The 24,042-nt window shown below is 35.7% G+C and carries 30 protein-coding genes and 1 pseudogene; 5 read left to right on the plus strand and 26 right to left on the minus strand.

The annotated features are described in order from the left end of the window. Positions 1–369: 369 nt before the first annotated feature. A complete protein-coding gene (locus DES48_RS13665) occupies positions 370–594 on the minus strand; it encodes a hypothetical protein (RefSeq protein WP_079707994.1) in 225 nt (74 codons plus the stop codon). Between the two features lie 155 nt (positions 595–749). Between DES48_RS13665 and pdaB the strand changes: the two genes are divergently transcribed. Together pdaB and gerD are read left to right on the plus strand one after the other, a co-directional pair. Further along, positions 750–1,514 carry a polysaccharide deacetylase family sporulation protein PdaB gene (gene pdaB / locus DES48_RS13670; protein WP_113869938.1) on the plus strand — a complete coding sequence of 255 codons (765 nt, stop codon included), beginning with the start codon at positions 750–752 and terminating at the stop codon, positions 1,512–1,514. 114 nt (positions 1,515–1,628) lie between these two features. Further along, complete coding sequence (gerD, locus tag DES48_RS13675; protein WP_113869939.1) at positions 1,629–2,276, plus strand: spore germination lipoprotein GerD; 648 nt, start codon at positions 1,629–1,631, stop codon at positions 2,274–2,276. On the opposite strand, the gene DES48_RS13680 is transcribed toward gerD, so the two are convergent. The 6 genes from DES48_RS13680 to DES48_RS13705 all read right to left on the minus strand — a co-directional run bounded on the left by DES48_RS13680 (position 2,273) and on the right by DES48_RS13705 (position 7,997). Next, a complete protein-coding gene (locus DES48_RS13680; protein WP_113869940.1) occupies positions 2,273–2,470 on the minus strand; it encodes a hypothetical protein in 198 nt (65 codons plus the stop codon). The genes gerD and DES48_RS13680 overlap by 4 nt on opposite strands. Before the next feature lie 725 nt (positions 2,471–3,195). Next, on the minus strand, positions 3,196–4,239 hold the full coding sequence (locus DES48_RS13685) for an Mrp/NBP35 family ATP-binding protein (RefSeq protein WP_113869941.1): 1,044 nt from the start codon (positions 4,237–4,239) through the stop codon (positions 3,196–3,198). Between the two features lie 114 nt (positions 4,240–4,353). Then, on the minus strand, positions 4,354–5,064 hold the full coding sequence (gene cwlD, locus DES48_RS13690) for an N-acetylmuramoyl-L-alanine amidase CwlD (protein WP_079707999.1): 711 nt from the start codon (positions 5,062–5,064) through the stop codon (positions 4,354–4,356). A 73-nt stretch (positions 5,065–5,137) separates the two neighbouring features. Continuing rightward, positions 5,138–5,800, minus strand: coding sequence for an ABC transporter ATP-binding protein (locus DES48_RS13695; protein WP_113869942.1), 663 nt, complete (start codon positions 5,798–5,800; stop codon positions 5,138–5,140). Beyond that, on the minus strand, positions 5,801–7,003 hold the full coding sequence (locus DES48_RS13700; RefSeq protein WP_113869943.1) for an ABC transporter permease: 1,203 nt from the start codon (positions 7,001–7,003) through the stop codon (positions 5,801–5,803). It lies immediately after the preceding gene. 4 nt (positions 7,004–7,007) lie between these two features. Continuing rightward, entirely contained in the window at positions 7,008–7,997 is a 990-nt protein-coding gene (locus tag DES48_RS13705) for an ABC transporter permease (RefSeq protein ID WP_245911465.1), read from the minus strand. A 476-nt stretch (positions 7,998–8,473) separates the two neighbouring features. Between DES48_RS13705 and DES48_RS15965 the strand changes: the two genes are divergently transcribed. After that, a complete protein-coding gene (locus tag DES48_RS15965; protein ID WP_113869944.1) occupies positions 8,474–8,683 on the plus strand; it encodes a hypothetical protein in 210 nt (69 codons plus the stop codon). A gap of 689 nt (positions 8,684–9,372) precedes the next feature. On the opposite strand, the gene DES48_RS13720 is transcribed toward DES48_RS15965, so the two are convergent. The 15 genes and pseudogenes from DES48_RS13720 to DES48_RS16645 all read right to left on the minus strand — a co-directional run bounded on the left by DES48_RS13720 (position 9,373) and on the right by DES48_RS16645 (position 20,402). Then, positions 9,373–10,197: a M15 family metallopeptidase gene (locus DES48_RS13720; protein WP_245911467.1), complete on the minus strand. Its 825-nt coding sequence runs from the start codon at positions 10,195–10,197 to the stop codon at positions 9,373–9,375. Positions 10,198–10,257: 60 nt separating this feature from the next. Beyond that, positions 10,258–10,353: pseudogene (locus DES48_RS16635) on the minus strand (phage holin); the annotation flags it as partial. Positions 10,354–10,385: 32 nt separating this feature from the next. Further along, positions 10,386–10,508 (minus strand): phage holin, encoded by a 123-nt coding sequence (locus DES48_RS16640; RefSeq protein ID WP_079708004.1) that lies wholly within the window; start codon positions 10,506–10,508, stop codon positions 10,386–10,388. A gap of 15 nt (positions 10,509–10,523) precedes the next feature. Next, the gene (locus DES48_RS13730; RefSeq protein ID WP_113869945.1) at positions 10,524–10,958 is read right to left on the minus strand and encodes a phage holin family protein; all 435 of its coding nucleotides are present in this window, start codon (positions 10,956–10,958) and stop codon (positions 10,524–10,526) included. 340 nt (positions 10,959–11,298) lie between these two features. After that, the gene (locus DES48_RS15970; RefSeq protein ID WP_170126226.1) at positions 11,299–11,466 is read right to left on the minus strand and encodes a hypothetical protein; all 168 of its coding nucleotides are present in this window, start codon (positions 11,464–11,466) and stop codon (positions 11,299–11,301) included. Continuing rightward, positions 11,466–14,111, minus strand: a complete 2,646-nt coding sequence (locus DES48_RS13735; protein ID WP_170126227.1) for a Gp37-like protein — start codon at positions 14,109–14,111, stop codon at positions 11,466–11,468. Before DES48_RS13735 ends, DES48_RS15970 begins: the two co-directional genes overlap by 1 nt. 8 nt (positions 14,112–14,119) lie before the next feature. Continuing rightward, complete coding sequence (locus DES48_RS13740) at positions 14,120–15,082, minus strand: hypothetical protein (protein ID WP_113869947.1); 963 nt, start codon at positions 15,080–15,082, stop codon at positions 14,120–14,122. A 45-nt stretch (positions 15,083–15,127) separates the two neighbouring features. Then, complete coding sequence (locus tag DES48_RS15975; RefSeq protein WP_170126228.1) at positions 15,128–15,292, minus strand: hypothetical protein; 165 nt, start codon at positions 15,290–15,292, stop codon at positions 15,128–15,130. 53 nt (positions 15,293–15,345) lie between these two features. Further along, entirely contained in the window at positions 15,346–16,257 is a 912-nt protein-coding gene (locus DES48_RS13745; protein WP_113869948.1) for a phage distal tail protein, read from the minus strand. Further along, a complete protein-coding gene (locus DES48_RS13750; protein WP_113869949.1) occupies positions 16,258–17,685 on the minus strand; it encodes a phage tail protein in 1,428 nt (475 codons plus the stop codon). 143 nt (positions 17,686–17,828) lie between these two features. Continuing rightward, positions 17,829–18,191, minus strand: a complete 363-nt coding sequence (locus DES48_RS13755; protein WP_113869950.1) for a hypothetical protein — start codon at positions 18,189–18,191, stop codon at positions 17,829–17,831. Between the two features lie 11 nt (positions 18,192–18,202). Beyond that, positions 18,203–18,562, minus strand: coding sequence for a tail assembly chaperone (locus DES48_RS13760; protein ID WP_079708011.1), 360 nt, complete (start codon positions 18,560–18,562; stop codon positions 18,203–18,205). Positions 18,563–18,625: 63 nt separating this feature from the next. After that, entirely contained in the window at positions 18,626–19,135 is a 510-nt protein-coding gene (locus tag DES48_RS13765) for a phage major tail protein, TP901-1 family (protein ID WP_245911469.1), read from the minus strand. 407 nt (positions 19,136–19,542) lie between these two features. Beyond that, complete coding sequence (locus tag DES48_RS13770) at positions 19,543–20,079, minus strand: sigma-70 family RNA polymerase sigma factor (protein ID WP_079708013.1); 537 nt, start codon at positions 20,077–20,079, stop codon at positions 19,543–19,545. Positions 20,080–20,240: 161 nt separating this feature from the next. Beyond that, positions 20,241–20,402, minus strand: a complete 162-nt coding sequence (locus DES48_RS16645) for a DUF3954 domain-containing protein (protein ID WP_079708014.1) — start codon at positions 20,400–20,402, stop codon at positions 20,241–20,243. A 207-nt stretch (positions 20,403–20,609) separates the two neighbouring features. On the opposite strand from DES48_RS16645, the gene DES48_RS13780 reads away from it, so the two are divergent. Next, a complete protein-coding gene (locus tag DES48_RS13780; RefSeq protein WP_113869951.1) occupies positions 20,610–20,948 on the plus strand; it encodes a helix-turn-helix domain-containing protein in 339 nt (112 codons plus the stop codon). A 69-nt stretch (positions 20,949–21,017) separates the two neighbouring features. Further along, the gene (locus DES48_RS13785; protein WP_113869952.1) at positions 21,018–21,563 is read left to right on the plus strand and encodes an ImmA/IrrE family metallo-endopeptidase; all 546 of its coding nucleotides are present in this window, start codon (positions 21,018–21,020) and stop codon (positions 21,561–21,563) included. 127 nt (positions 21,564–21,690) lie between these two features. Here DES48_RS13785 and DES48_RS16450 read toward each other — a convergent pair whose 3' ends face one another. The 4 genes from DES48_RS16450 to truA all read right to left on the minus strand — a co-directional run bounded on the left by DES48_RS16450 (position 21,691) and on the right by truA (position 24,030). Further along, positions 21,691–21,822: a hypothetical protein gene (locus DES48_RS16450; protein ID WP_281269250.1), complete on the minus strand. Its 132-nt coding sequence runs from the start codon at positions 21,820–21,822 to the stop codon at positions 21,691–21,693. A gap of 370 nt (positions 21,823–22,192) precedes the next feature. After that, the gene (rpsI, locus tag DES48_RS13790) at positions 22,193–22,585 is read right to left on the minus strand and encodes a 30S ribosomal protein S9 (protein ID WP_079708127.1); all 393 of its coding nucleotides are present in this window, start codon (positions 22,583–22,585) and stop codon (positions 22,193–22,195) included. A 20-nt stretch (positions 22,586–22,605) separates the two neighbouring features. Continuing rightward, complete coding sequence (gene rplM, locus DES48_RS13795; RefSeq protein ID WP_079708128.1) at positions 22,606–23,043, minus strand: 50S ribosomal protein L13; 438 nt, start codon at positions 23,041–23,043, stop codon at positions 22,606–22,608. Positions 23,044–23,289: 246 nt separating this feature from the next. Further along, positions 23,290–24,030: a tRNA pseudouridine(38-40) synthase TruA gene (gene truA / locus DES48_RS13800; RefSeq protein WP_113869953.1), complete on the minus strand. Its 741-nt coding sequence runs from the start codon at positions 24,028–24,030 to the stop codon at positions 23,290–23,292. Positions 24,031–24,042 lie beyond the last annotated feature (12 nt).

Genomic DNA, 24,042 nt, shown 5'->3' on the forward strand with positions numbered 1-24,042 from the left:
ACCTAATGTGCTTTTATGAGATGTCTTTACTCATAACTTGACTAGCATGTTACTTCTTACCATATTGGTTGTTTTGTTCAGTTTTCAAAGATCAATGTATCGTTGTCTTTTTTGCGACAAAATATAATATATCATGCATCAAACATGGTGTCAATATCGTTTTTTAAAAAACTTATATACCATTTAAGATGACTTATTTTGTTCATGTTATTGCGACAACAAAAAATAATATAGCACATATATTTATACCGTGCAATACTTTTTATACATTTTTTGAAATTCTTTAAAAAACCACAGGTACAAAATAAAATTAGCTTAGTTACGTTACTATTAATTGAATTAATTCAACTCTGTTACTACTCTTTCAAATTAATTCATGTATTTATTATTTTGCGGAATATACTTTTGGACTTCTTCATTACTGGCTACTCGACGTAGTAACTGAAATAACGCTCTATATCGATCATTCATCGCCGTTTTCACTAAACTATCTATTCTGGGATCTTGCATATCAAATAACAGTTCTTCTAATTCGCGTTTAATTAAATATTCCATTTCTCTTTGTTCTATATCATTTACTAGTAATCCTAACATGTAGGTCCCTCATTTCTACCTATATACAATATTATTTTAAAGTTATTTTATAATCTATTCCTTTTTTTCACTTACCTTAAAACCTTTTTTCTTTTTTCATAATACCTCAATAATTTCATATGATATAGCAAGTCCACAAAAAGGAGACAGGTTATATGACACATTTTTTCGTAATTAAATTAAAAAAATTTCGTCCCATGTTCCTTATATTCATTTTATCCTTATGTACAGCACTATTTTTATGGATTGAAGGTGAAAGTGATTTTTCTGTCTTTTCTACCAAAGATAATCCAGCCGCATTAAGTAAAGGGAATCCAAATGACTCCTCCGTTGCTTTAACCTTCAACATTAGTTGGGGAACAGAAATGGTCAAGCCGACTCTGGAAGTATTAAAAGCGAATGACGTGAAAACTACATTCTTTTTAATTGGTGAGTGGGCTGAACATCACCCAGATTTAGTAGAAGCCATCGAAGCAGATGGTCATGAAATAGGGATGATGGGTTACAGGTATAAAAGTTACATCAAACAAGACATTGGCCAGGTACGTAAAGATTTAGCGAAAGCACAAGATGTCTTTAGTGCATTAGGATTTGAAGATATTCGTCTATTACGAACACCAAGTGGACACCTAAATAGTGAAGTAATGGACCTCGCTGAACAACAAGGATATAACGTAATTCAGTGGAATGTTAATCCACATGATTGGGAAAATCCAGGAACCCAGACGATTATTGATCACGTCGTAAAAAATACGAACAACGGCGATATTGTCCTCTTAAACGCTTCTGATTCAGTCAAACAAACACCTGAAGCACTAAAAACTATCTTACCTAAACTAAAAGATAAAGGTAAACGTTTTGTTACAGTTTCAGAGTTAATATCACGAGCAAATGCAAAGAACAACGAAGTCCATGATTAATATGTTTGCTAAGAATATCCTTTCACATCCAGCTTATTTCATACATAAAAAATCACTTCTGTCATCATATTAAGAAATAAGAAAGAAGGAACAAGGAAGAAAGGATACATCAAAATGAAACAACTATTTATCGTTGCAAGTATCTGCTTACTCATTCTTTCCGCATGCGGTGGAGGCGACGGGCAAGCAAGTGGAAACCAAGAAACATATGATACAACGAAAAAAATGGTCACAGATATACTTAAAACCGATGAAGGAAAAAAAGCGATTACTGATATCTTAGCAGATGAAGAAATGCAAAAAACTTACGTCATAGAAGCAAAAGTCGTAGAAGATTCTGTAACAAAAGCACTTTCTTCAGAAGAAGGAAAAGCATTTTGGGAAAAGATGTTTTCTGATCCTAAATTTGTTGAAGGGTTTTCGCAGAGCTTAATGGATCAACAAAAAGATGTACTAAAGGGTTTAATGAGTGACTCAGAATATCAAAGTAAAATGCTTGAATTATTAGCGAATCCAGAAATGGAAAAACAAATGCTAACCGTTTTAAAAGGGCAACAATTTCGGGAACACTTAGAGAAAACCATACAAGAAACAATGAACTCTCCGATGTTTAAAGCTAAAATGAGCGAAATTATTTTAAAAGCCGCTGAAGAAATGAAACCAACGCAAGAAAAAGAAGGCGGTTCCCAAGGAGCAGGCGGGCAAGAAGAGGGAGGTTCTGGCTCAGAGCAATCAAGTGAAAGTGGCTCTGAAGGTAGCTAAATCTCTTTCCACAACATTTGATTATATAGGAAGAAGACTTGATGAGATTTTCCACCAGGTCTTCTTCTATTTCTGTTATTTATTAGTGTCTTCCATTCCGAAGCAGTTACTTCTGGTAGATCGTTTCCTTTCTCACGAATATAGCTATGATGTTTTGCTAAATATGCATCCATCTCTTTATAAAAACCAACCAAAAAGGCGTCCCCTAATGAGAACGCTCATTTAAAAGTATTATACTTATGAATTAAAGAACTTGAAAGAAAGTGGGAAGACAACCACATTCAACCAAGCGCGTTGCAACTGAATCAATTACTCGTTCACGACCAAATCCAGTTAGGTATTAAAGTATTTAGACTAGCTTACACACACACCTTTCTTGACAAGCCCGGTGTGCATTGCTCATCCAACATTTGACTTAAAACCTTTTATATTCTCTACTCTTCTAATAAACAGGCTTATAATAAAGAATAAAGAATAAACAAAGCTCTCATCCATGATTTTTCTATTTATTATATTTCTCATCAAAATACTTCAAAGCTTCTTTTAATTTATCATTTTCTTGTTTCAATTCTAATTTATGGAGAGTAAGTCATCGTTGCTACAGTGCAACGGTCTTTTATTAGTGAATTTAGACGGGGTACCACCTAACTTTTCCATTAGAAGGACTTTTCTTTACACAAAAGAAATTTAAGAAGATTTGGCTCTACACTGAATGTAGTGGTGTCCTCTATCGTAATGGGGTTGCTACAGTGTGAAAAAACAGACGCCTTCTCTTTATTAACCTAAAATTGTCGAGACAAAAGGACAAAAAAAGAGGGATAGAGAAGGTGGAGTGACATTCACACCACCACATTTGACAGAGAACCGAGGGTTTCGAATGTTTTTAATAGTAGAATTGAATTGCTACAACGCTCCTTAATCAAAAATGCTCAATAATATAAGAAGCTATTTTTTGATAAGTAGTTGCAAGTGCATGACCTTCTTGATAAATGGAAGCATGCGAACCTTCTTCTTCATAAGGTTGTCCTAGTGGAAGTTGAGCAATTAGAGATGTATCTAATTCATCTGCTAGTTTTTCGCCTCCGCCTTGTCCAAAGACATATTCTTTTTCGCCTGTTACTTCACTTTCAAAGTAAGCCATATTTTCCACCACGCCCAAAATTTCATGATTGGTGTTAATCGCCATCTGACCAGCTCTCGCCGCAACAAAAGCCGCAGTTGGATGTGGGGTTGTAATAATCAGCTCTTTGGAAGAAGGAATTAAGTTATGCACAGATAAAGCCATGTCGCCAGTTCCTGGTGGTAAGTCTAATAATAAATAATCTAGATCTCCCCACTCTACTTCAGTAAAGAAGCTTTTGAGCATCTTGCCTAAGCGAGGACCTCGCCAAACAACCGGCGAATTATCTTCTACAAAAAAGCCCATTGAAATCATTTGCACGCCATGACGTTCCACAGGGACAATACGATTGCCATCTAATGTTGGTTTTTCTCTTACCCCCATCATATCCGGTACACTGAACCCATAAATATCCGCATCAATGATACCTACTTTTTTGCCAAGTCGAGCTAATGCTACTGCAGTATTGACTGTGATGGTTGATTTTCCTACGCCACCTTTTCCACTGGCGATTGCTAGGAATTTTGTTTTGGTCTTTCCGCTTAATAAACCAGGTTTGCCGGACGGTTCAGGTAAGAACTTCTCGATTACTTCATCCGGTAATTGTACAAAGCGTAAACCCACAGTAGGTACACCCGCTTGTTTTAATATATTGACAATTTCTTGTTGCAGCTGCATTTGTTCGGCTGTATTTAATTTGCCGATAGCAATTTTCAGGCTAATATGTTGCTTTTCTTCTTTCACGATGACTTCGACAATACCACCGGTTTCTTGCAATGTTCTATGTAAAAAAGGATCTTTCACTTCATTTAATCGCTCAATTACTTCTTCTTTTGTAAGCAAAACGACACCTTCCTTTTCAATCTATTAGGTGCTAGTATAGCATGTTTCGCTTTGCTTTACGAGAAACTAAGGCTTTCTCCATTACGATTCAGCGGGAAGTAAGATGGTAGTAAGTTACTCATCCGCTTCGGTTACATAACGGAGGATACCTTCATATAAACTAGCCGCCATTTTCGTTTGATAGGAAGTTGTTTTCAACAACTCTCGCTCATGGGTATTCGATAGAAATCCAATCTCTACTAAAGCACTTGGACGATTGGCATGCTTCAAGAGATAAACACCGTTAATGGCCAATGCTTCCCGATTGGTATTTTCTAAATTACGCTTAATTTCTGCTTGTAACGATTTAGCCAACTGTTCACTTTTCTCTAACGATGGATAGTAAAACGTCTGCGCCCCACTCCACTGAGAAGAAGGTATCGCATTTAAATGTATACTGAGAAACAAGTCAGGATCTTTTTCTTCAATAAAAGCAATACGATTTTTTAAATCCTCTGCCTTACGCTTCGAAAGTCCTTTCGTTTCATCTGCTGCTAAATCGGTATCTATCTCTCTTGTCATATAAACTAATGCACCCGCTTGCTGTAGATAGTCACGCAACTTTTTCGTTACATCTAAAGCCACGTCTTTTTCTTTGGTATCATCCGTGCCTTCTGCCCCACCATCCGGCCCACCATGACCTGGATCTAGGACAATCGCTTGACCAGCAAGTGGCAAAGACCACGAATCCCAAGAATCCGTTGTTTGCTGAATCGGGTATTGAATAAGAATAACTAATAAGATCGCACCACTAATCCAAAGCGCTACTTTGGCAATTTGATTCATTTGTTTCCCTCCCACATCGAAGCCTATGCTTCACTATATGGGACAAGGCTATTGAATATACCTGCTAGTTTTTTTAGTAAATCTCTCCATCCTCTATGTTTACGATCCCTTCACACTGTTTTGCAATTCTTTCGTCATGGGTGACCATTAAAATCGTTTTATTTTGTTCTTGATGGATTCGTTTAAAAATATCTAGCACTTGTTGACCTGTTTTTTGATCTAATGCACCGGTTGGTTCATCAGCTAGAATGACATCTGGGTTATTGATAAGTGCTCTAGCAATTGCAACACGTTGTCGTTGTCCACCGGATAAATTATAGGCGTACTCTGTTGCTTTATCTTTAATGCCTAGCATATCAAGCATTTCTAGCACTCTTTCTTTTTTGTTCGTTTTATCTCCGCTATATAGAATGGGAATTTCAACATTCTTCATTACTTTATATTCTTCAATCAGCGCAAAATCTTGTACGACAAAACCAAAATGCTGATTTCGCACACGAGCCAACTTTTTTTGATTTAACGCTTGTAGTTCTTGGTTATGCAGTTTATAAGTTCCCTTAGTCGGTACATCTAAGCAGCCTAGTATATTTAACAAGGTAGATTTGCCTGAACCTGACGGACCCATAATCGCTAACATACTATTTGATTCTATCGTCAAGTTAACTTCTTTCAATGCATTGACTTGGTTGGACTTAGATTTATTATATATTTTTGAGATATTGTGTAGCTCTATCATTTATTCTTTTCTCCTTATCATGTCACTTATCTGTAGATGGAACAGTTTTATAAAGCTAGGGATACACGTTGATAAACAAAGACACAAAAGTACTAAAGACACAAGTAATACAATGATTATTCGATCAGACACCAGCAAAGAGATAATAGAAGCAAGCAGCCAAACGATGAATATCTGTAAAAAGAGCCTCAAAGCAATATCTTTCCTAGTTGCACCACAAAAAATATGAATACTAAATTCTCTTAGATTTTTATTAACAAATTCTAATGTATTAATAATGACTAGGGAAAAAGCAAAAATAATGACCCATATCGAAATATAAAGAAAGACTCCCACAGCATCTTTTGTGGAACTTTCCATATACCTTGCAACGCCCGCCACACTATGAAAAGTATAATTATATAGCTGTGATTTTTTGGTGATATTACTTAGCTCACCTATACCATGGTTGTTTGTTGTCAAGATCGTTGCGTTTTCTAAATACGTTTGAAAATCAACGTTTCCGGTGTCATAGATACCCTCAAATGTTGTCACATCAATCGGTATTAGTATTTTATCATCTAATGTAACAACACCTTCACCAAATGATATATCTACATAATTTTGTCCTTCTTGTAAGAAACCGGCCACTTTATAGGTTACATTATTTGAATCCGTAAACTTTTGATCCATTTCCATAAATGTTTGATAAGAGGAACCAAGTATTACAGGTATACTTTCCTGACTCGTATATTCCCAATTCGGGGCGAAAAATTTCCCTTTTGCTAAGGATAAACGAAAAACATCGATAAAAGCAGGTGAGATTGCAAGCGTTTGATAAGCTTGAACCTTCGTTGGTCCGTACTCTACTTCAACAGACAGGTCATTTTGAGGAATTTCTTTTATTTCTATATAATCGTTTATCGTAGAGAAAATCGTATAACCTTTACTATTAGTAGCATAGGTATATAAATCTTCCATGATTTGCTCTTCCTCTTCATTATTACTATCGATGTACTTCGCTTGTTCTGCAAGTGATAAATAATAAACATCGGAAGCCTCAAACGTATCATCTATGTTATTAAACGCCTGCTCCTTTTGATAAATCAATGAAAAACATTGCGTAACTAGTAAGGTGATAATCGTTATCTGAATAAGAAATAAAAGGAAGTATAGTTTCTTTGCCCAAAGATCTTCTAAAGCGTACTTTAATTGCGTTATCATCTTCCTACCTCATTATTTTAATTAATTGTTTTTTTTGATTAATAAATAGCATTGGAAACGTGTAAAGTACATCTATAATAAAGAAGATTAAAACACCTACAACAATGGATTCCCAACGAAAAACAGTTTGATAAGGTAATAGATTACATATATTCGTAATCAAAATAGTGATGCCGCTTGCGAACAAGACACCAATGAAGCGAATACCTAACATTTGCAAATAAACACGTAATAACAGACGTGTTTCACTCGCTCCTGATAGCCGCCTTACAAACATCTCCCGCTTATATTTTTCAATCCAAGACAGCACAATCGTAAAGCCAGATACAAAAAGCAACGCACTTGTACCAATAAATATAAACAACGCAAATTTTTGATTAAACAACTCTCTTATCCAATTTGATTCGACTTTTTCAAATGAGAGAGAAATGGCTTTATCAGCTTCTTGTAATGTAGTTGATAAATTATGTATAAGAGCCGCGCTGTTTTTACCTGCATCTAAAAAATATTCACCCGTTAATGACGCGTTAGGATTGGCTTCTAGTGAAGGTACAATACTGGCTACGATATCTGTATAATTTTCTAAATACCCAACTACTTCATACTCTTTTCCATCAAAATAATAATAGTTTTTACCATTTTTAAACGTTTGATCATCTTTATACCAGGCATTGATGTAAGCTTCTCCCTCAGCTACATTATATGGGGGACGCCCTTCATTGGAAAAACTTAAGCGACTTGCTTCTTGGGGCATATTTTTATAAAATGTAAAGCTAGTTGTTTGCTGCTGTAACCAAGCTAGTAAGTCTTGATTGGTGACACTTGTTTCTACTTCATTAGGATTAATAGAAAGAACATATGTATTGTTGCTAATCCGATTGGACATTTGTTCTTCCACCGATAAAATCATGGAGATTCCACCCGCAATCGTCCCAAATACGATAATAGTAAAAAAAAGTGGCCGCCATGATTTTTTTATTATCTTTGCCATCATCGTCACTATCCTTCATATTTGAAATGTGTAATTATAAATCAAGGATTTAATTCGTTATTAATCTTAGTTTACACACCGTACATAGAAAAAGAAAGATAAACTTAACATTATTAACCATTTTTTTGAGTATTTACTAAACGCATTACTCTTTAATATTCTTATATATAATCAATAATATTTTTAAATTATTTAAAGACAGTGGGAGGTGAATTAAAAATGCAGCGTAGTCTTAAGTAGGAAGAAAGCACGCTTTATCAAAACGGTCAATAACACCAAAAAAGGGCTGGCAAAATCTTCAACTTTTCATTGCAATAAATTAATGAAAAGTATGTTAGGATTAGATATAAAGCTTTGATGGATAACCATAGTTGCAAATTATAGTAAAGAGAGAAATAGTCTTATTGTTGCAAACAGCAAATCTTAAAGGTAGAAAGTACAGTAATCTAACCTATAATTTGGACTAAGGGAGGAATAAAATGAGGGATTCTAAAAAACCGGGAGAACATGGATCAAACACAAAATTTTTTATCTTATTATTGATTGTTTTAGGAATTAATTCTTTAAGATATGGCAATTATCTTTTGGAAGACTCCACAAATATTTACAACTGGGTATTTTTAATTTTGAATTTGGTTTCCCTGCTACTGGTATTATTAATGAATACAAAAAGAAAAAACAATTCTTAGATCAATTAAAAGTAAAAGCCTTTTATGAAGCGTACCCTTAGTAAAGGGCATTTTAAAAAAAGACTAAGCAGCATTCTGTAAAAGATGGCCCCCTGTAAGAGACAAGGGGCCATCTTTTTTAAGTTCCACTGCCCCCATAATAATGTAATAAGTCATATAACTTTTTACTTCTCGCTTAACTTCTTCGAAGGTTTTACAGGAATTAATATTCGTTTCATCTTTAAAGTGGCCAAAGAATGATCACTGGGGCGCATTATCCCACCAGATCCCCCTTCTGGATATAGATTGTCCAATCACATGTTTCTTCAAGAGCTTTTGATAAACTGGATGTGGATAGTGTGCACCTTAATCTGAATGGATAAATGCCTCTTTAACTAGTTTAATGTTACGGTTTTTCTTTCGTTTTTCAATCGTAATGGCGACGATAACAAACGTCAGAGTTCAATATATATGGTAAGTAATTCTTTGGTTGAACCATAGACAGATGGACTTTCTTCCCATAGGAACTGGAGAACTGGAGAACAATCTATGCCATCACTTTTGTCCTATCATATTCACGTTACAAATATGCAGAGTAGCAAGAGCGCCCTTTTACTACACGAGATGTTATACGTTGCCACGAAAATGCATTTCAGTATTATGGTGTTATAACAGATTTTGTTGTAATCTTTTTGTCAATTTGTAAATATTTATAAATTATTTCCGTTAAGTCTATTTTGAAGTTCTTTAACCATTGTAGAAGGTTCGCTGATCTTCTTATCGTAAGGTGTGCCAAGATATTTTTGTAATGCTCCTACAGTGTTGGGACCAAGTAGTCCATCGGCTTTGGATCCAGTTTTTCGTTGCAATGCATGAATCACCATACTACCATCCTTGCCATCACCGAACTTAATACCACTTGTAATAGCGTTTGTAGCCTGGTTATGTACTTGATCGCTCATATAACTATCTTCAACAGTTCCTAATGCATCTTGCAATGCTCTAGTTGTTTTGCTTCCCCAGTAGCCATCCACTTTTAGCTTTGCGCAACCTTTCCCTTTGGACGGAAGGCTTGATATGCCACCAAGATTAGGTTTTTTGCCTGCCCGTAGTTGTGCTAGTGATAGCCCGCCAGTCATTTGTAAATGTGGGTAATCTTTAAAACTAGACCAATCACCGCCCCATTCAAATCCAAGAGACTTACCAATAGCTGCAACACGTCTCCAATCTTTATTTACATCCCAAATTGCTTTTTTTCCGTCATTTGATACTAAGAAGTAGTCTACAGCTAATCCAAAATTATGGTACGATTGACCACCACGAGCATTAGTTACTACATTACCATCGACCGTTCTTCCTTTAGCGTATAACGCATTTTGTTCTTCGTGACTACGAAAACCATCTGAAATTTGAACGAGAATATCTTCGTCATAAGCGTGTTTAATCAATTCTATCGCTTTTTCTTTAACGACGGAATGTACTGCTCCCATATTTCTTTGAGAACGATCTAACAATGTTTTTAATGATACTGTCACGATAAGTCTCTCCTTTTAAAAATAAAAAAGCACTCGATTACGAGCGCTTTTTTAATATCATCACATCGCTTGGTGTGGCATGACCTGTGTACTGTCGCTTAAACCTTTGGTGGGGTGCTCTCCAACAATACCTAAAATCATTAATAATACGAATACAGCATTGACAAATTAAGTAGCTCCGTCTCCAACTAGATCAACTGCAATTTTATACCAAACCAACTAGTTAAAATTTGCACTACCGACCACAATGTGGAGATTATAGGTAACCAAAATGTTTTGTTTTTCACTCGTACTAGCCAGTTTATATTCATATTAACCTCTACCTTTTATTCATTATCTTTTCCGTTGATTTGCTCTTGAAACTCTTGAGAAAAACTTTTCTTGTCACCTTCCATCTTTTTCAGTCTTTCGGCTAATCCATGAGGAACTAATATACCTACTGCAGCTAAATTTTCAATGATAGATAGTCCTTCGTTTGCTATATAAAAAAGCACGGTAGCATAAGTTACCGCGCCATTAAGCAACAATATTTGATCTACCACATTTGCCAAAATAATCACTACTAATACAAGTATCTTTCTAGCATATCCAAATAAACTTCTTCTGGACCAAAGCCTTTTATTTTTCCACGCCTTAAATATTCCTGTTATTATATCTAAAGCCATTAGAAGTAGCAATAAATGCAAAAATTTAACATCGCCAAACAGATATAAACGGGCTGCTTCTATCTGCTCCAAAGTAACACCCCCACTTCCATTCATTAAACCTCTCCTTCAGTTGGATGTCCCTTAGTTTAAAAAACTTCATTTATAAAAATGACAGGTATTCTGCTTAACCTGTCGAATAAATAGAGTACCTCATCATCTCTAGTTAGTGCAATGGAGTCTGCACTGGCAGACTCATTTTCCGGATAAAAAAGCAAGCTATCTAAGCTAACTTTGGTACTTCTAATATTCTTTCTGATACTTTTTTTCTTACGATATCAACAAACTGTTCCCATTGACTATTTTCGTTGTATTCTTGCAACGTTAACGGTATATAACCATTTACGCTAATGGTTCGCTCTTCATCCCATCCCGACCTGTAAAATTAACTGTAATATTAAGCTATATGCTCTTCACTTCCTTTTTCAGATTTTAATTGCTCATTTTCTTCTTGTAACCTAGCATTTTGCTCAGTTAAAATCGCGATCTTACAGTTAGCATTACTTACCTGTTGTGACCATTCAGCATTAATCACATCAATTAATTTATTTACATCTTGTTGCATTAAAGTTCCTCCTCTAAATATGCTACTTTTTGTTTTAATACTTGATTTTCCATGCTCAAATAATTAATTTCGTCTTTCATTTCTCGAACAACCGGTATTAACGTTGTCCATAAACGATCATATTCTATTCCCTCGACCTCATTGTCGTTATACGTTACATATTGGTGCAATCCAACAGCTTCCACATCCTCAGCAATTAAACCGTAATGGCGATCTAGTCCGTCTGTCGTATTATTGTTTTCTTGTACCTCTGCCTTATCAAACCAAGATTTAGGATGGAGGTTTAAGATCGCATTATAATCAACCTCAGCTATCTCGATTTCCTCTTTATACTTTTTAGCAGAAGTGACACGCCTAATTGTGTAGTTACCATCTACATGCACATTGGATGATGAGGAAGTTGTTTTGTTGTATACTGCGCTAGAATTAAGCTCTCCGCGCACTTGCACTTTACTTCTAAATATTGCGCCACCTTGGTGGTCAGATGTTGATCTAAATATGGTATTACCTTGGTAGTCTGCGGTATTGAATACTGCGTTATCTTCTACATTAAGTGTGTCTGTTTGAATGTTATTATCCACCGCTAGGTCGCCCCACACCTCCGTATCATTGATGATGTAGGACATTCCGCTCATAGATCCAATAACTACATCTTGGGCGTTTATGTCCAATTGACCGGTGTGATACAGACCATCTAAACCGATTCCAAGTGTTTCAGTATCATCCGCAAAAGCAACACCGTCATTGAATATTCTAGAAAGAGACTGTACTTGCGAAAAATCAATATTTTCAGTATCTGGATTCGTAACTCCCGATTTGAATTTCACAAACCGAAATTCTTCGCCATTAAACCTTGCGTTATGACTTCGATTATCTACAAGGGTATTGGATTCGATTGTCGCACCAACAACTGCACCGCTAAATGTAGCATCTTGGCCAAATACAGCACCGTCAAAATTAACTTGATTCGCATCAAACGTGAAACTATCAGCTTCTTGTATAAAGATAGATCGTGCTTCTCCATCATCTATTTTCGTTTGTATTTGATCAGCTTGCTGACTAATTGTTGATTCAGCACTATCAACACGCCCTTCTAAACTATCAAATATTGTTTGTTCAACTTTAGATGTTATCGCGTTAGCATTTTGACTAATGGACGATTCCGCATCATCTAACCTAGTAACAATACCATCTTGATCTGTTGTATATTGCGTAATTGATACCTTGCTATCTAACGCGTTGTCTACCTCACTAATGGTATAAGTATCTGCTTTATCAGCTTTTGAAACTAACTGACCATTAACATAATCAAGTCCTGCTTTGTCTGCTAAATCATTTAAAATGCTATCCACTTGATCGTTATACGTAGCTTTATCTACTGCGTTGTTATCAGTGTAGTTTTTAGCGTTTTGTTCCGCTTGATTAGCTTGTATTTTCGCAAATTTAGCAGGAGCTTCTTGTTTTCCAACACCGGTTATCTCGTTAAATTTTTTATTAATTTTATCAATTATGGTTGGTTGCGCTTCGCCAAAAGTTGCTTCTAATCGAAATCCCGATGTTTCGTGTATCTCCATCATTTCCGTTATTTGCGCGTCCATCGTCACGCCCCAGGACTTGTTAAGTACAGTGACAACATAGCCGATACCAAAATCTTTTTCGTATTCATAAGGTGTTTTAACAATCGGTTTACCATTTGGTATGCGGTTAATTTGGTCGGTAACTGGCGTTAAAATTTGCGCTTCAAAATATAGCTTTCGGCTGTTTTCAGATAGTTGTTTTTCTCCACGTTTATTTAGTTCGTTTTCAATATCTGCTTCGGTTGCATCTTCATCATTACCAACATCTCTAGCATCAACAAAGGTTTCAATACGCTCTAGTCCTCTTACCTCGTCTCCAACTTCAATGATTTTTCTTTCAACACCTTCTCCTTGACCGCCTACATATGCGGTGCTTTTATAATCAGTGTTGCTATCAGTGAAGTTTTGGCTCTCTACTGTTCCGAAGTCTGGACTAAAAGTGACTGGTGTATGACCTTGGTTGTTTGTCTTAGTTGCATCTATAGCATCCATAACATCAAAGATAAACTTTTTATTTTTTGTATCTGCATAGACAATCCAACCAAGTCCAGCCTGTTTTCCGATAGATTCTAGTTCATCTGATACCACTTTCAATCGTGATTCCCAATCAACATGATCCCCGCGATTGTTATTAGGTGCAATCTCTAATTGTGGCATTCTTCGCTTTCCGTCTGCCGGAAAAATAAAATGATTATTAACGTAATGCTTCATCACCGTTTCGGCATTGCCACTTTTACGATCATAAGCAGTATCTACAGGTGGTACAGTGATACGTCGTGATAACAAACCATTTAACGTATAACCGGTTATCTTCCAGTTTTCTGTCGCTTTACCGCTTTGATCTAGTGCGATCTCTTTAGCTAAAATCATACCAGCTTTATCTTTTCGTTTATTAATAACAATGATGTTACCTTTTTCAAATGCATCTGCTCCATGCGCATATCGATTAATATGCAATTCAAATTGACCAATACCATAAAAATTAATTGGGAATTGCAAGCTTATATAGTTATCTGTCTCCATTTGAAAATCGAGAAACTGATTATAAATTCTAATTGGATTTTGCATCATATCACCTACTGTATTTTTACCCAAGTTAGAAACGCGTCGTTAAAATCAATGGTTGATAAACCAGTGGCAAACGCATGCGCATAAAAAGTAACAACATCACCTGCATTGAAGTATTGGAAACCAGAATTAACAAAGATATTATCGTTACCATGTGCAGCGACAAACGCGAAAAGCAAACGGCTATCTTGACCGTTCACATATGTTCTAAATTGAATTTCCGCACCGTTTGCCAAATAGTTTGATTGTGTTGATACATAAATTCTAAACATATAAACACCGGACTGTTGTATGGTTATTTCGCTTTCAGAACTGTTATAAATCGTGTTAGTTATTTCATCCGCTTCTCCAAAAGGTATTTTTGTGTGTACGTTGTTTTGCGCTGACCATGTTGTGCGGTTGGCCGTATCCAAATACGGACTATTAATAACACTAAAAATACCGTTTTGATCTACATCTATGCCACGATAAATGTTTTGCAACGGGATATAGCCACATACCGTGCCATCTGTTCGCTCATCGATAATTTGATATTGTTCTACATATGATTTTCCCGCTTCGATTAACACTTGCGCAACACTTAATTCATAAATATAACTGTCTCTTGTTAAGGTAGGTGCAACTGGACTTTTACCAGGTATACCTTTTTTAATATACGTATACGTTCTTCGCTGTTCTGGGTTGGTATCAAAGCATATAATAATACGATCAATGCGATCTTGGTCTGGCTCTGCTGTTTCATGTGTTAAATCCATAGCTGTTGTATTTTCGTGCATATAACCATTTGCAAATGCATAACCTGCTCCTAGCGTTACGGTCATGTTTTGTTTTTCTGTTACTGTTAAATCTGGTAAGCTAGCAGTGTTGGAAACACCATTACCAATAATCTGCGCATGAAATCTAGCCAAATCAGCAGCGTTATACTCTAGCTTGTCTGTTTCTGTACTGTCAAAAAAATAAGATCGTTCCACTTAATCACCTTCTTTTCCAAAAATAAAAGGCACCCTTATGGGCGCTTAATCAATTTCAATATTTCCTTTTTCATAGTGGTGGGATGAAGCTGTTTTTTTATCTATAACAGTCGATTTGGTATAGTAGTTATCCGAGCAAATTTCTACACCATATTGCTTTTTAAATGCATACAATTTTAGTGCAAATTCTCGTATTTCTTTTTGACGCATGTATTCCGTCATTCTTTCTAATTAGGGTAGTATTTTTCTTTCTTCCCTCATCTCTATATACCTACATACCGACTTTGCCAACCAATGGAAACAATCGCATCAGCAACACCACTATCAGCTAAATATTCTAGCTCGTTATCTCCTGTTATCAATTTAAAAAATTCTGAACCATCATCTATATAACCCCAAGCTTTCTCAAAAACCAAACCATCACGATATATTTCAGCGCGCTTGTTATGATCGCTCGTGTTGATGTGCAACACTTCATTAGATGACAACGTTCGATTTAAAAGCATGAACTTTCCTGTCGTTAAATTTCGTATCTGCGGACGTGTCACAGGACCTTGTACATCTATTGTGATCGGACAATCGACATTACCTTCGTTCGTTAACGTTGTGCTATCACCACTGACACCTAGTTCGAATGGCAAAGTAAACGGTAATGTAAATCTTCCTTCGTAAGCTTTTAAGGCTCGGCTTATTTTTTGTGGGTATCGCCAATATGGATCTGGTGATACCAAATTCACGGATACCGTTTGAGTTCTACCGTTGGCATCTGTCCCTTCATCCGGAAAAGAAGGTACTTGCTCAGGAATAGCATCAATAACATATGTCTTATCTCCATATATTAATTCAATCCTACCTTGGATTTTTGGATTAAACACTTTACTTATATATCTACGATAATATGACAGTTGCATAAAATCATCTGCCATAATTATAAATTCAATATAAGGATGTTTTTCTTCTAATCTAGTATCAACATGAGTGCTTCCATCTTGATAGGGAAATTTCTGCATTTGAAGACTAGCCTCTACTTCGCCAAACCCTTCAAATTTAATTAAACTAAATGGATTTTTTTCTTTTGATAAAGGAATTTCAACGGTATCTCTAAATTTAATTGTTTCGCCCCCAAAATTAACTTCATCGCCTAGATTATTTATATATTTTAATTTATAAAGCATCTATATCCCCCATTTCATGGCAAGTTGGCGTGATGCCTTCTTTTGTTGTCGTGCTGTTTCTGATGGAGATAAAGGGGTTGGGCTATATATATTAACTGTTTGATTAATACCACCACTAGATCCAGAAACATTTCTCTTAACCGCAAGTTTTTGTTTTTTACCTAATTGACTGTTAATGCTTGCAACCCGTCCCCCAATATCAACTTGAGGCATCTCTTCATAAATGGCATTAGATAAACCGGACATCGCTTTTACAGCAGAACTTCTACCCTTATCAATTGATTTAGCAATGGACTGAGGGATTTGAATTTTCATAATGTCTCGTAACGCACCTTCTTTAGCTGGCGAGAATGGTAAGAAGTTTCTAATTCGCTCTGTAACACCGCTGATAGCACTTGTCACTTTGCCTACTGCTGTTTTTATACCTTCCGCAATAGATCCTACGATATTTTTTCCTGCTTCTATAAAATCGCCACCTAAACCCATGACAAAATCAAGAGCATTTCCAAATACGCCGGTAATGGTATCGAGAACTGCTTTAGCAGAATCTTTGGCTGCATTTAAAGCTCCTTCCCAATCCCCTGTAAAAACAGATGACCAAAATTCAATAACTGATAAAAACCAATCCACAAATCCTTGGACGATCGTCTTAATCATATTCCAGGCACCACTGACAACTGTTGTTATAATGTTAAGGGCACTTTTAAATATAGCTTGAATGACGGGCCATACAACTTCAATGATACTTTTGATGTAATTCATGTACAGTTCAATAACTGACCAAATAGCTTTAAATATATTGCTCGATGCTTCCTTTATCTTCTGACCGTGTTCATTCCAAAAAGTTGTTAATGTCGTCCATATTTGTTTAACAAAACCCCAAATTGATTGAACAATACTTGAAATAGTTGTCCATATGGCATTCCATATCGTCATCGCAGTCGTTAATATCATTTGACTATTTTCTTGCCACCAGAGAACTAACGTACCCCATATAGATGTAATGAAATCAACCACCACTTGAATAATAGGCATAACCAAATCTCTTATTTGTGTAAAGGCTGCATTGACAGCATTTCTGAACGTTTCTGAACTCTGATACAAGGAAAAAAACATTGCACCTAGACCAGCTAAAACAGCCACAAATATACCTATCGGATTAGTTAAAATCGCCGTCTTTATAGCTTGCAATCCATATTGAATTAAAAACAATGGGTTTTTTAATAAAGTTAGTGCCTTTACTAAACTCGTAATTGTTGGTGCTATACTAAGTACTTCCGTAAATGTGCTAAATCCACTATTCAACGCAGATACAACCTGTGCAACTCCTTGTAATTGCCCAGTCAGTCCAGCCATTTGTTCTGACGCCTCCGAGAAATTATTAAATAATCCGACCGCATTGGCTACTTCTGTAATCGTGGACACCATACTACCAATTGACTCATTAGTTGTAATTGCGCTTTGATCTGCAATAGTTAAATTTTGTGTAATGGCATTAAACTGTGTTGCAAAGTCTTTTATGCCTGAAGAATCTAGATACGCATCAATACTATATTGTTCTGCAATAACAATCAGCCTCCTTTCTGATTAGCTTGACGTGCTGCCTGTGCCATTTTATTTTCTTGTTCTGTTAACTGTTGTAAAGGTTTCTCAATTTCTTTTAATCTTTTTTCATAATCAAAAAACTGAGTGAATTTTTTATAAATCGGAACCTGTTTATTACCTTGTTCTTTGGTCCCTTTTACTTGATTATTTAGCCACGCCTTCATGTGCATATCATATTCGTGATCGACTCTTGATAAACGGTAAGCTTGCATACGTAATTGGTACTCATAAAGCGTTAGGACTTCCACTTCATATAAGTTCTTAAACTTCAAAAAGCGAAAGCAATTAAGAATAATGTTTTCATAAACAGATTGATAATTTTCTTTCAAACTACCTTCTTCTACTGAACTTTCGCTTCGTTCTCGAATTTTTTGACTGTGTCTTTCATAAGCGGAGACTTCCCCAGTTCTTCTTTTAATTGGTCAAACAAGGATGCTAGCCCATTATTCTCTTGAGCGTAATCTATAATCGCCTGTTCCACTTCGCTTTCAGAAGGTCTATTTTTATCATGTGATGCAGCTGCTAGAATTACATTTTGTAAAGCAGTTGGGTTCATCATGTTGATTGACATATAAGCCATGTTGACACCCATACCAAATTGAAGGCCCTCATAGTTAACTGAATAACGTTTATCTAATTCATTGATACACTTCATGCCAAATTGCAGTTGATATTCTTTTCCATTAATTTTAAATTCCATCTATAAAACTCCCTTTAAGATAATTTTATTAAAAAAAATAAGAGAAGGATTATCCTCCTTCTCTTATGATGCTTCCGTTACAGACGTTGTATCTGTAAATGCATATTGCACAGCCTGTTGTTGCTCCGCAGTTAATGTTGCTTCTCCGAACTGTGGCTCCATCTCTACCGTAAAATTACTTGAAATCGATGCATTCTCTTCGGCAGATGCTGGATCTTCCCATGAATCAAGATAGCCTTGGGCATAAACGGCCGGGAATTTATTATCTTCTGTTTTTAACTCTTCATCGACTGTTACCTCCCATAACTCTAGCTTTTCGCCATCAATAACAGACTGTCGTAACATCTGCGCAATTGGATCGTCTTTTGCTTGAATAGCTTCAATACTAACTTCTGATTCCAGATCACCAACTTGAATCACACCGCCATCCTTCGTTACAATTCTTTCTAGTTCACGTGAATAACTAAATGTATGTTCTGTTTGAAAAACTAATTTTGCAGCTTTTTGAGATTGATCAGATAGCTTTCTAAATAACAATACCTTATGCTTTCCTTCTAACATTTCATTAACCAATATAATCACTCCTGTAATATTTAAATTATTAAAACTAGCCTTGTTGGATACGCAACGAAAAACTGTTACTATTCTTTAACACTCCATTTTGATCCCTCCATGTCACGTACTCTCCAATCTGTTAACCTCTCACATTTAATATTTACACTTATTAAACAAAGAGATTAAAATGGAGATTTACGTATACGGCAAATTTTTCATATCAATAGCAAGTCTTTTAATGTCTTCCTTAGGACAAATGTTTACTTGTTGCATTATTAATATTTTCCTAATATAAATTTGCGATTTATCACCAACAGAACAAATTTCCTCACATTATCTTTTTTGTAAAATACCTTTCACTAATACACCGCTTGTACGATAAACGTACGACAAGTCCAATATAGTTGAATTAATCCACTTCACCCTTATTTTTTAAAATGTTTAATTTTCTCCTCTGCTCGCTCAATATATTTTTGAACGGTGCTTTTCCCTACACCTACTTCTTCTGCTATTTGAGAGAACGTCCACATATAAGCTTTTTGAAAGATAAAGCACTGTCGTTCTCTTGGTGACAATTCTCGTAGTACCTCATAAACATATTGTTTCTCTTCTTCCGTTAATTCACGTTCTTTTGGTTTAACATCCAGGGAGGGAAACAGATCCATGTTATCTATTGAGTTAGATTGGTAAATAGATCGTTTCTCAATCCCTTTCATTGTTCCTGGATCTTTTCCGGTTCTCATCCACTCTATAGCTTCTGTCATGCTTAAGATCATGCTATTAATTTGTGATTGATCCGACTCATTTTTCTTAATACGATCCAATGTAACGCTATCCATATTCGCTTGGTTTTCTCCCATCATTAATTTTTCAATCTTGTCATCAAGAATTTGTTTAGCTTTCGTTAATTCTTTTCTCCCGTCTTCATACTGAATTATTAAATGATCTGCCCAATTACTCATTCAAATCAGCTCCGTTTCAAAATTATTTAGGATAAAAAAAGGACACAAACAGCTTATTAGCTAATTTGTGTCCTCCGTTTTTCGGTCAGACAAACATTATAGTTATTTCATTGCATAACCTCATGAAATTCTTATATCATGCACGAAGTTATTTAACATCACTACCTTTTGTTCGTGTAACTAACTCGATCACTTTTAATTTCCCCATCCACCCAAGTCACCACATTTTCTCCGTAACCAGTTCTGGGCTTGTCGATTTGAATAAGTTCTCCCCTGCTCACAATGATTACTTTATCTTCAGTTAAATCTATTTTAATCTCCATATTAATCCCCTTTTTCAGTTTTCAGCCGCTTCTTCATCTATGTCTATAGACATTTAATTCTATAATTAAAAATAGTTGATAAATAATTTATCTAAAATAACTATAAATGATAATAAAGTTATCGTCAACACAAAAAGAAAAAAATTTTATCAATGATAACTTTTTTATCTTTTTGTGTTATAATAAAATTGAATTGAGGTGCTAACCATGAATATTGAGAAAGGAATTTTCGGGAGAAGACTAAAACAACTCCGAAATAGTAAAGGGAAGAGCCAGGAAGAAGTTGCTGTGGCTGTCAATATTTCTAGAGCTAGATATTCGCATTATGAAAATAATTACGTTGAACCTGATATTGAATTAATAAGAAAACTAGCAGATTTCTTTGAAGTTGATACTGATTATCTTATCGGTAGAACAGAAGAAGCTAGAGACACTGATCTTACAAAACCGAATCGAGCTTTTCTCAACTTCGAAGACATTACCGATCAAGAAAAAGACTATCTCGAAGAACAGCTTAGAATTTTCCGCAAACTAAAGAATCAATAAACATCTTTCTTAGTTTGCTATTTTTTTATATAATAAAAGAACATACGTTCTCGTTTATGGAGGTATATTATGTTTGAATCCTATCACAAAACTGACTTAGAAACTTGGTTAGAAAACTTATATAAAAAGCATGGGATTTTAACTTTGTCTGATTTAACCATTAACAATGTTTCTCGAAAATTGAAAGTAGACATTATTTTTATGGAAAACGCAAAGGAATTAGCAATTTGGGATGAAGAAGATGCTGCCATATTCTTAAATCCAAATAAAAGTAATGAAGAGGTTCGAGCGATTTTTTTTCATGAATTGTGTCATCCTTTGCGACATTACGGAGATCAATTAGAAGGTATTGATACTTTTACAGCGTTACAAGAAAGGCAAGCAAATCAATTTATGTTATACGCTTCTATGCCATTTTTTATGATAAAAGACATGGTTATGCCTCAATTTGATTATCAGTGGGGGTCTTTTTTGGCTCATGAATTTAAGGTACCACTATATTTAGCAAATAAGCGAGCAGATCAATTACTGCAAAGAATAAAGCAAGCTTCTATAGATCAAATAATTAAGGAACAATATTCGCTTTATAATATAAACAACAAACCTAAACATTAAATAACGAATAACTTAACAATGAATTAGATTGAAAAATGGTATCAATGATCTTTCGTCAATCAAAAATCCCCAACCAACTAAGATGGGGATCTTCTATTCCAATCAAAATGATAAAAATAAATCGCGTTTACAACTTATCGATTAATGGAAAAGAATATACCTTGACCCCCAACGTATTGCTTCCAACCGAAACTTGATCCATTTCAATTGAAACATGCTTTTTCACGGTTGTTGGTAAGACAGATTCTTTGTATTCCACAGATTATGCTTCAAATAGATCAAAGCTGGCATGGAAACGACAGATACATCGATACTTCCATTGCTAAAATTCGTTGAGCTTCAATTGCTACATTGACTTCTGACCCTGTAGCAATAAGAAGATCGTACGGTAATTCACCTTTTTGCGGTGAAATTATATATTTCTCGTTATAATTCACAAATTAGATGAATTTTAGGATGGTGTATTCAAAGGTATCCAAATACAGACATTAAAAAACCCTCCCTGCTTCATAAGGGCAAAGAGGGCAAACCTTTGTTGTAAATGGAGTCAAAATATAGTCAAAGGATAAAATTAAGCATGAAAAAAGCACCTAACCAACTTTGGATTAGGTGCTTTAAACATTGATATATTAACGTTTTGAGAACTGTGGTGCACGACGAGCTGCTTTAAGACCGTATTTCTTACGCTCTTTCATACGAGCATCACGTGTTAAGAATCCTTCACGTTTTAGTACGGAACGGTATTCTGGATCAGCCTCTAATAACGCACGAGAAACGCCGTGACGAATTGCACCAGCTTGACCAGTGAATCCTCCACCATCAACGTTTACTAATACATCATAGCTACCTTCAGTTTCCGTTGCAGCTAATGGTTGTTTAATGATTGTACGAAGTGTTTCGTATGGGAAGTAATCTTCCGCATCACGTTTATTTACGATGATACGTCCAGTTCCTGGAACTAAACGTACACGAGCAGTTGAGCTTTTACGGCGACCGGTGCCGTAGTATTGTACTTGTGCCACTATCTGTTACCTCCTTTTAATTATCCGCGAAGTGTGTAAACTTCTGGTTTTTGTGCTTGGTGATTATGTTCTGAACCTCTAAACACGTGCAATTTCTTACCCATTTTACGACCAAGGCTACCTTTTGGAAGCATCCCTTTGATTGTTAATTCAAGCATTTGCTCAGGGTATTTCGTACGCATTTCCTCTGCTGTACGAGATTTCAATCCACCTGGGTGGTTGGAGTGACGGTAATAAAGTTTATCAGATAACTTTTTACCAGTTAATTCGATTTTGTCTGCATTGATAATGATCACATGGTCACCAGTATCAACGTGTGGCGTGTAAGTTGGTTTATGCTTTCCACGTAGGATCGCAGCTACTTCACTAGATAGACGACCTAGTGTTTGGCCTTCTGCATCAACTACAAGCCATTTGCGTTCAATGTTTGCTTCATTTGCCATGAAAGTTGTGCGCATTTTGTTAACCTCCTGTATATAAAAATCCTCTGTAATATTGTTGCGTTTCAGTTGTTTTTTTATCGTTTGCTCTTATATTCTACACAATTAACTTTCCGGGGCTAATCGTGGTATAGAAATAAAATGCCATAAACCATCATATAACAACTCGGCCCTAAAGTCAATAAAAAATCGCCTGGATACGTTGTTTTTATAGAATTTTTCTGCATTAAAGAGAGAGAAGGTTCTCATTTTCTTGAATAGCTATCACTGATATGTCACAGACTGTAGAAATAATCCATGAGCAGGTGCGGTTCTTCCAGCCTTTGTGCGGTCTTTACTAGTTAAAATCTCTACTATATCGCTAGGTTCACGTTTCCCTTTCCCAATCTCCAAAAGTGTACCTACTAAAATACGCACCATGTTATAAAGAAACCCGCTTCCTTTAAAAGTAAAAATAAGTGTATCCCTGTTCTTTTCACAAGTAGCTTGATAGATCGTCCGTACTTTACTACCTTTTACTCCAGCGTTAGCTGCACAAAAAGAGGTGAAGTCATGTTCTCCCTCAATAAAATGACAAGCTTGTTGCATTTTTGCTAAATTCATCGTTTCACCGACATGAAAACTATAATTACGTTGGAAAACATCTTGATCTTTTGCATTTCGTACATAATAGCGATATTCTTTAGCTGTCACATCAAATCGCGCATGAAAATCATCCGCAACTTGCTGTACAGAGGAAATAAAGATATCATTTGGTAAAAGTGCATTCAGAGCTTGTTTCCAATTGTGTTCCGGAATGGCTAAATTCGTATCAAAATGAAATGTCTGACCAATCGCATGTACCTTTGCATCTGTTCGACCCGAAGCGTGTATGCGGATCGCCTGACCTTTGTGCATTTTTCTCAAACATTTTTCAATTATTTCTTGAATCGTTACTGCATTCGGTTGAACTTGATAGCCAGCATAGGCTGTTCCATCATAACTTACTGTCGCTAACATGCGCATCTTATCCTATCT

It is taken from the genome of Paraliobacillus ryukyuensis, from assembly GCF_003315295.1.
In the GTDB taxonomy this organism is placed as follows: domain Bacteria; phylum Bacillota; class Bacilli; order Bacillales; family Amphibacillaceae; genus Paraliobacillus; species Paraliobacillus ryukyuensis.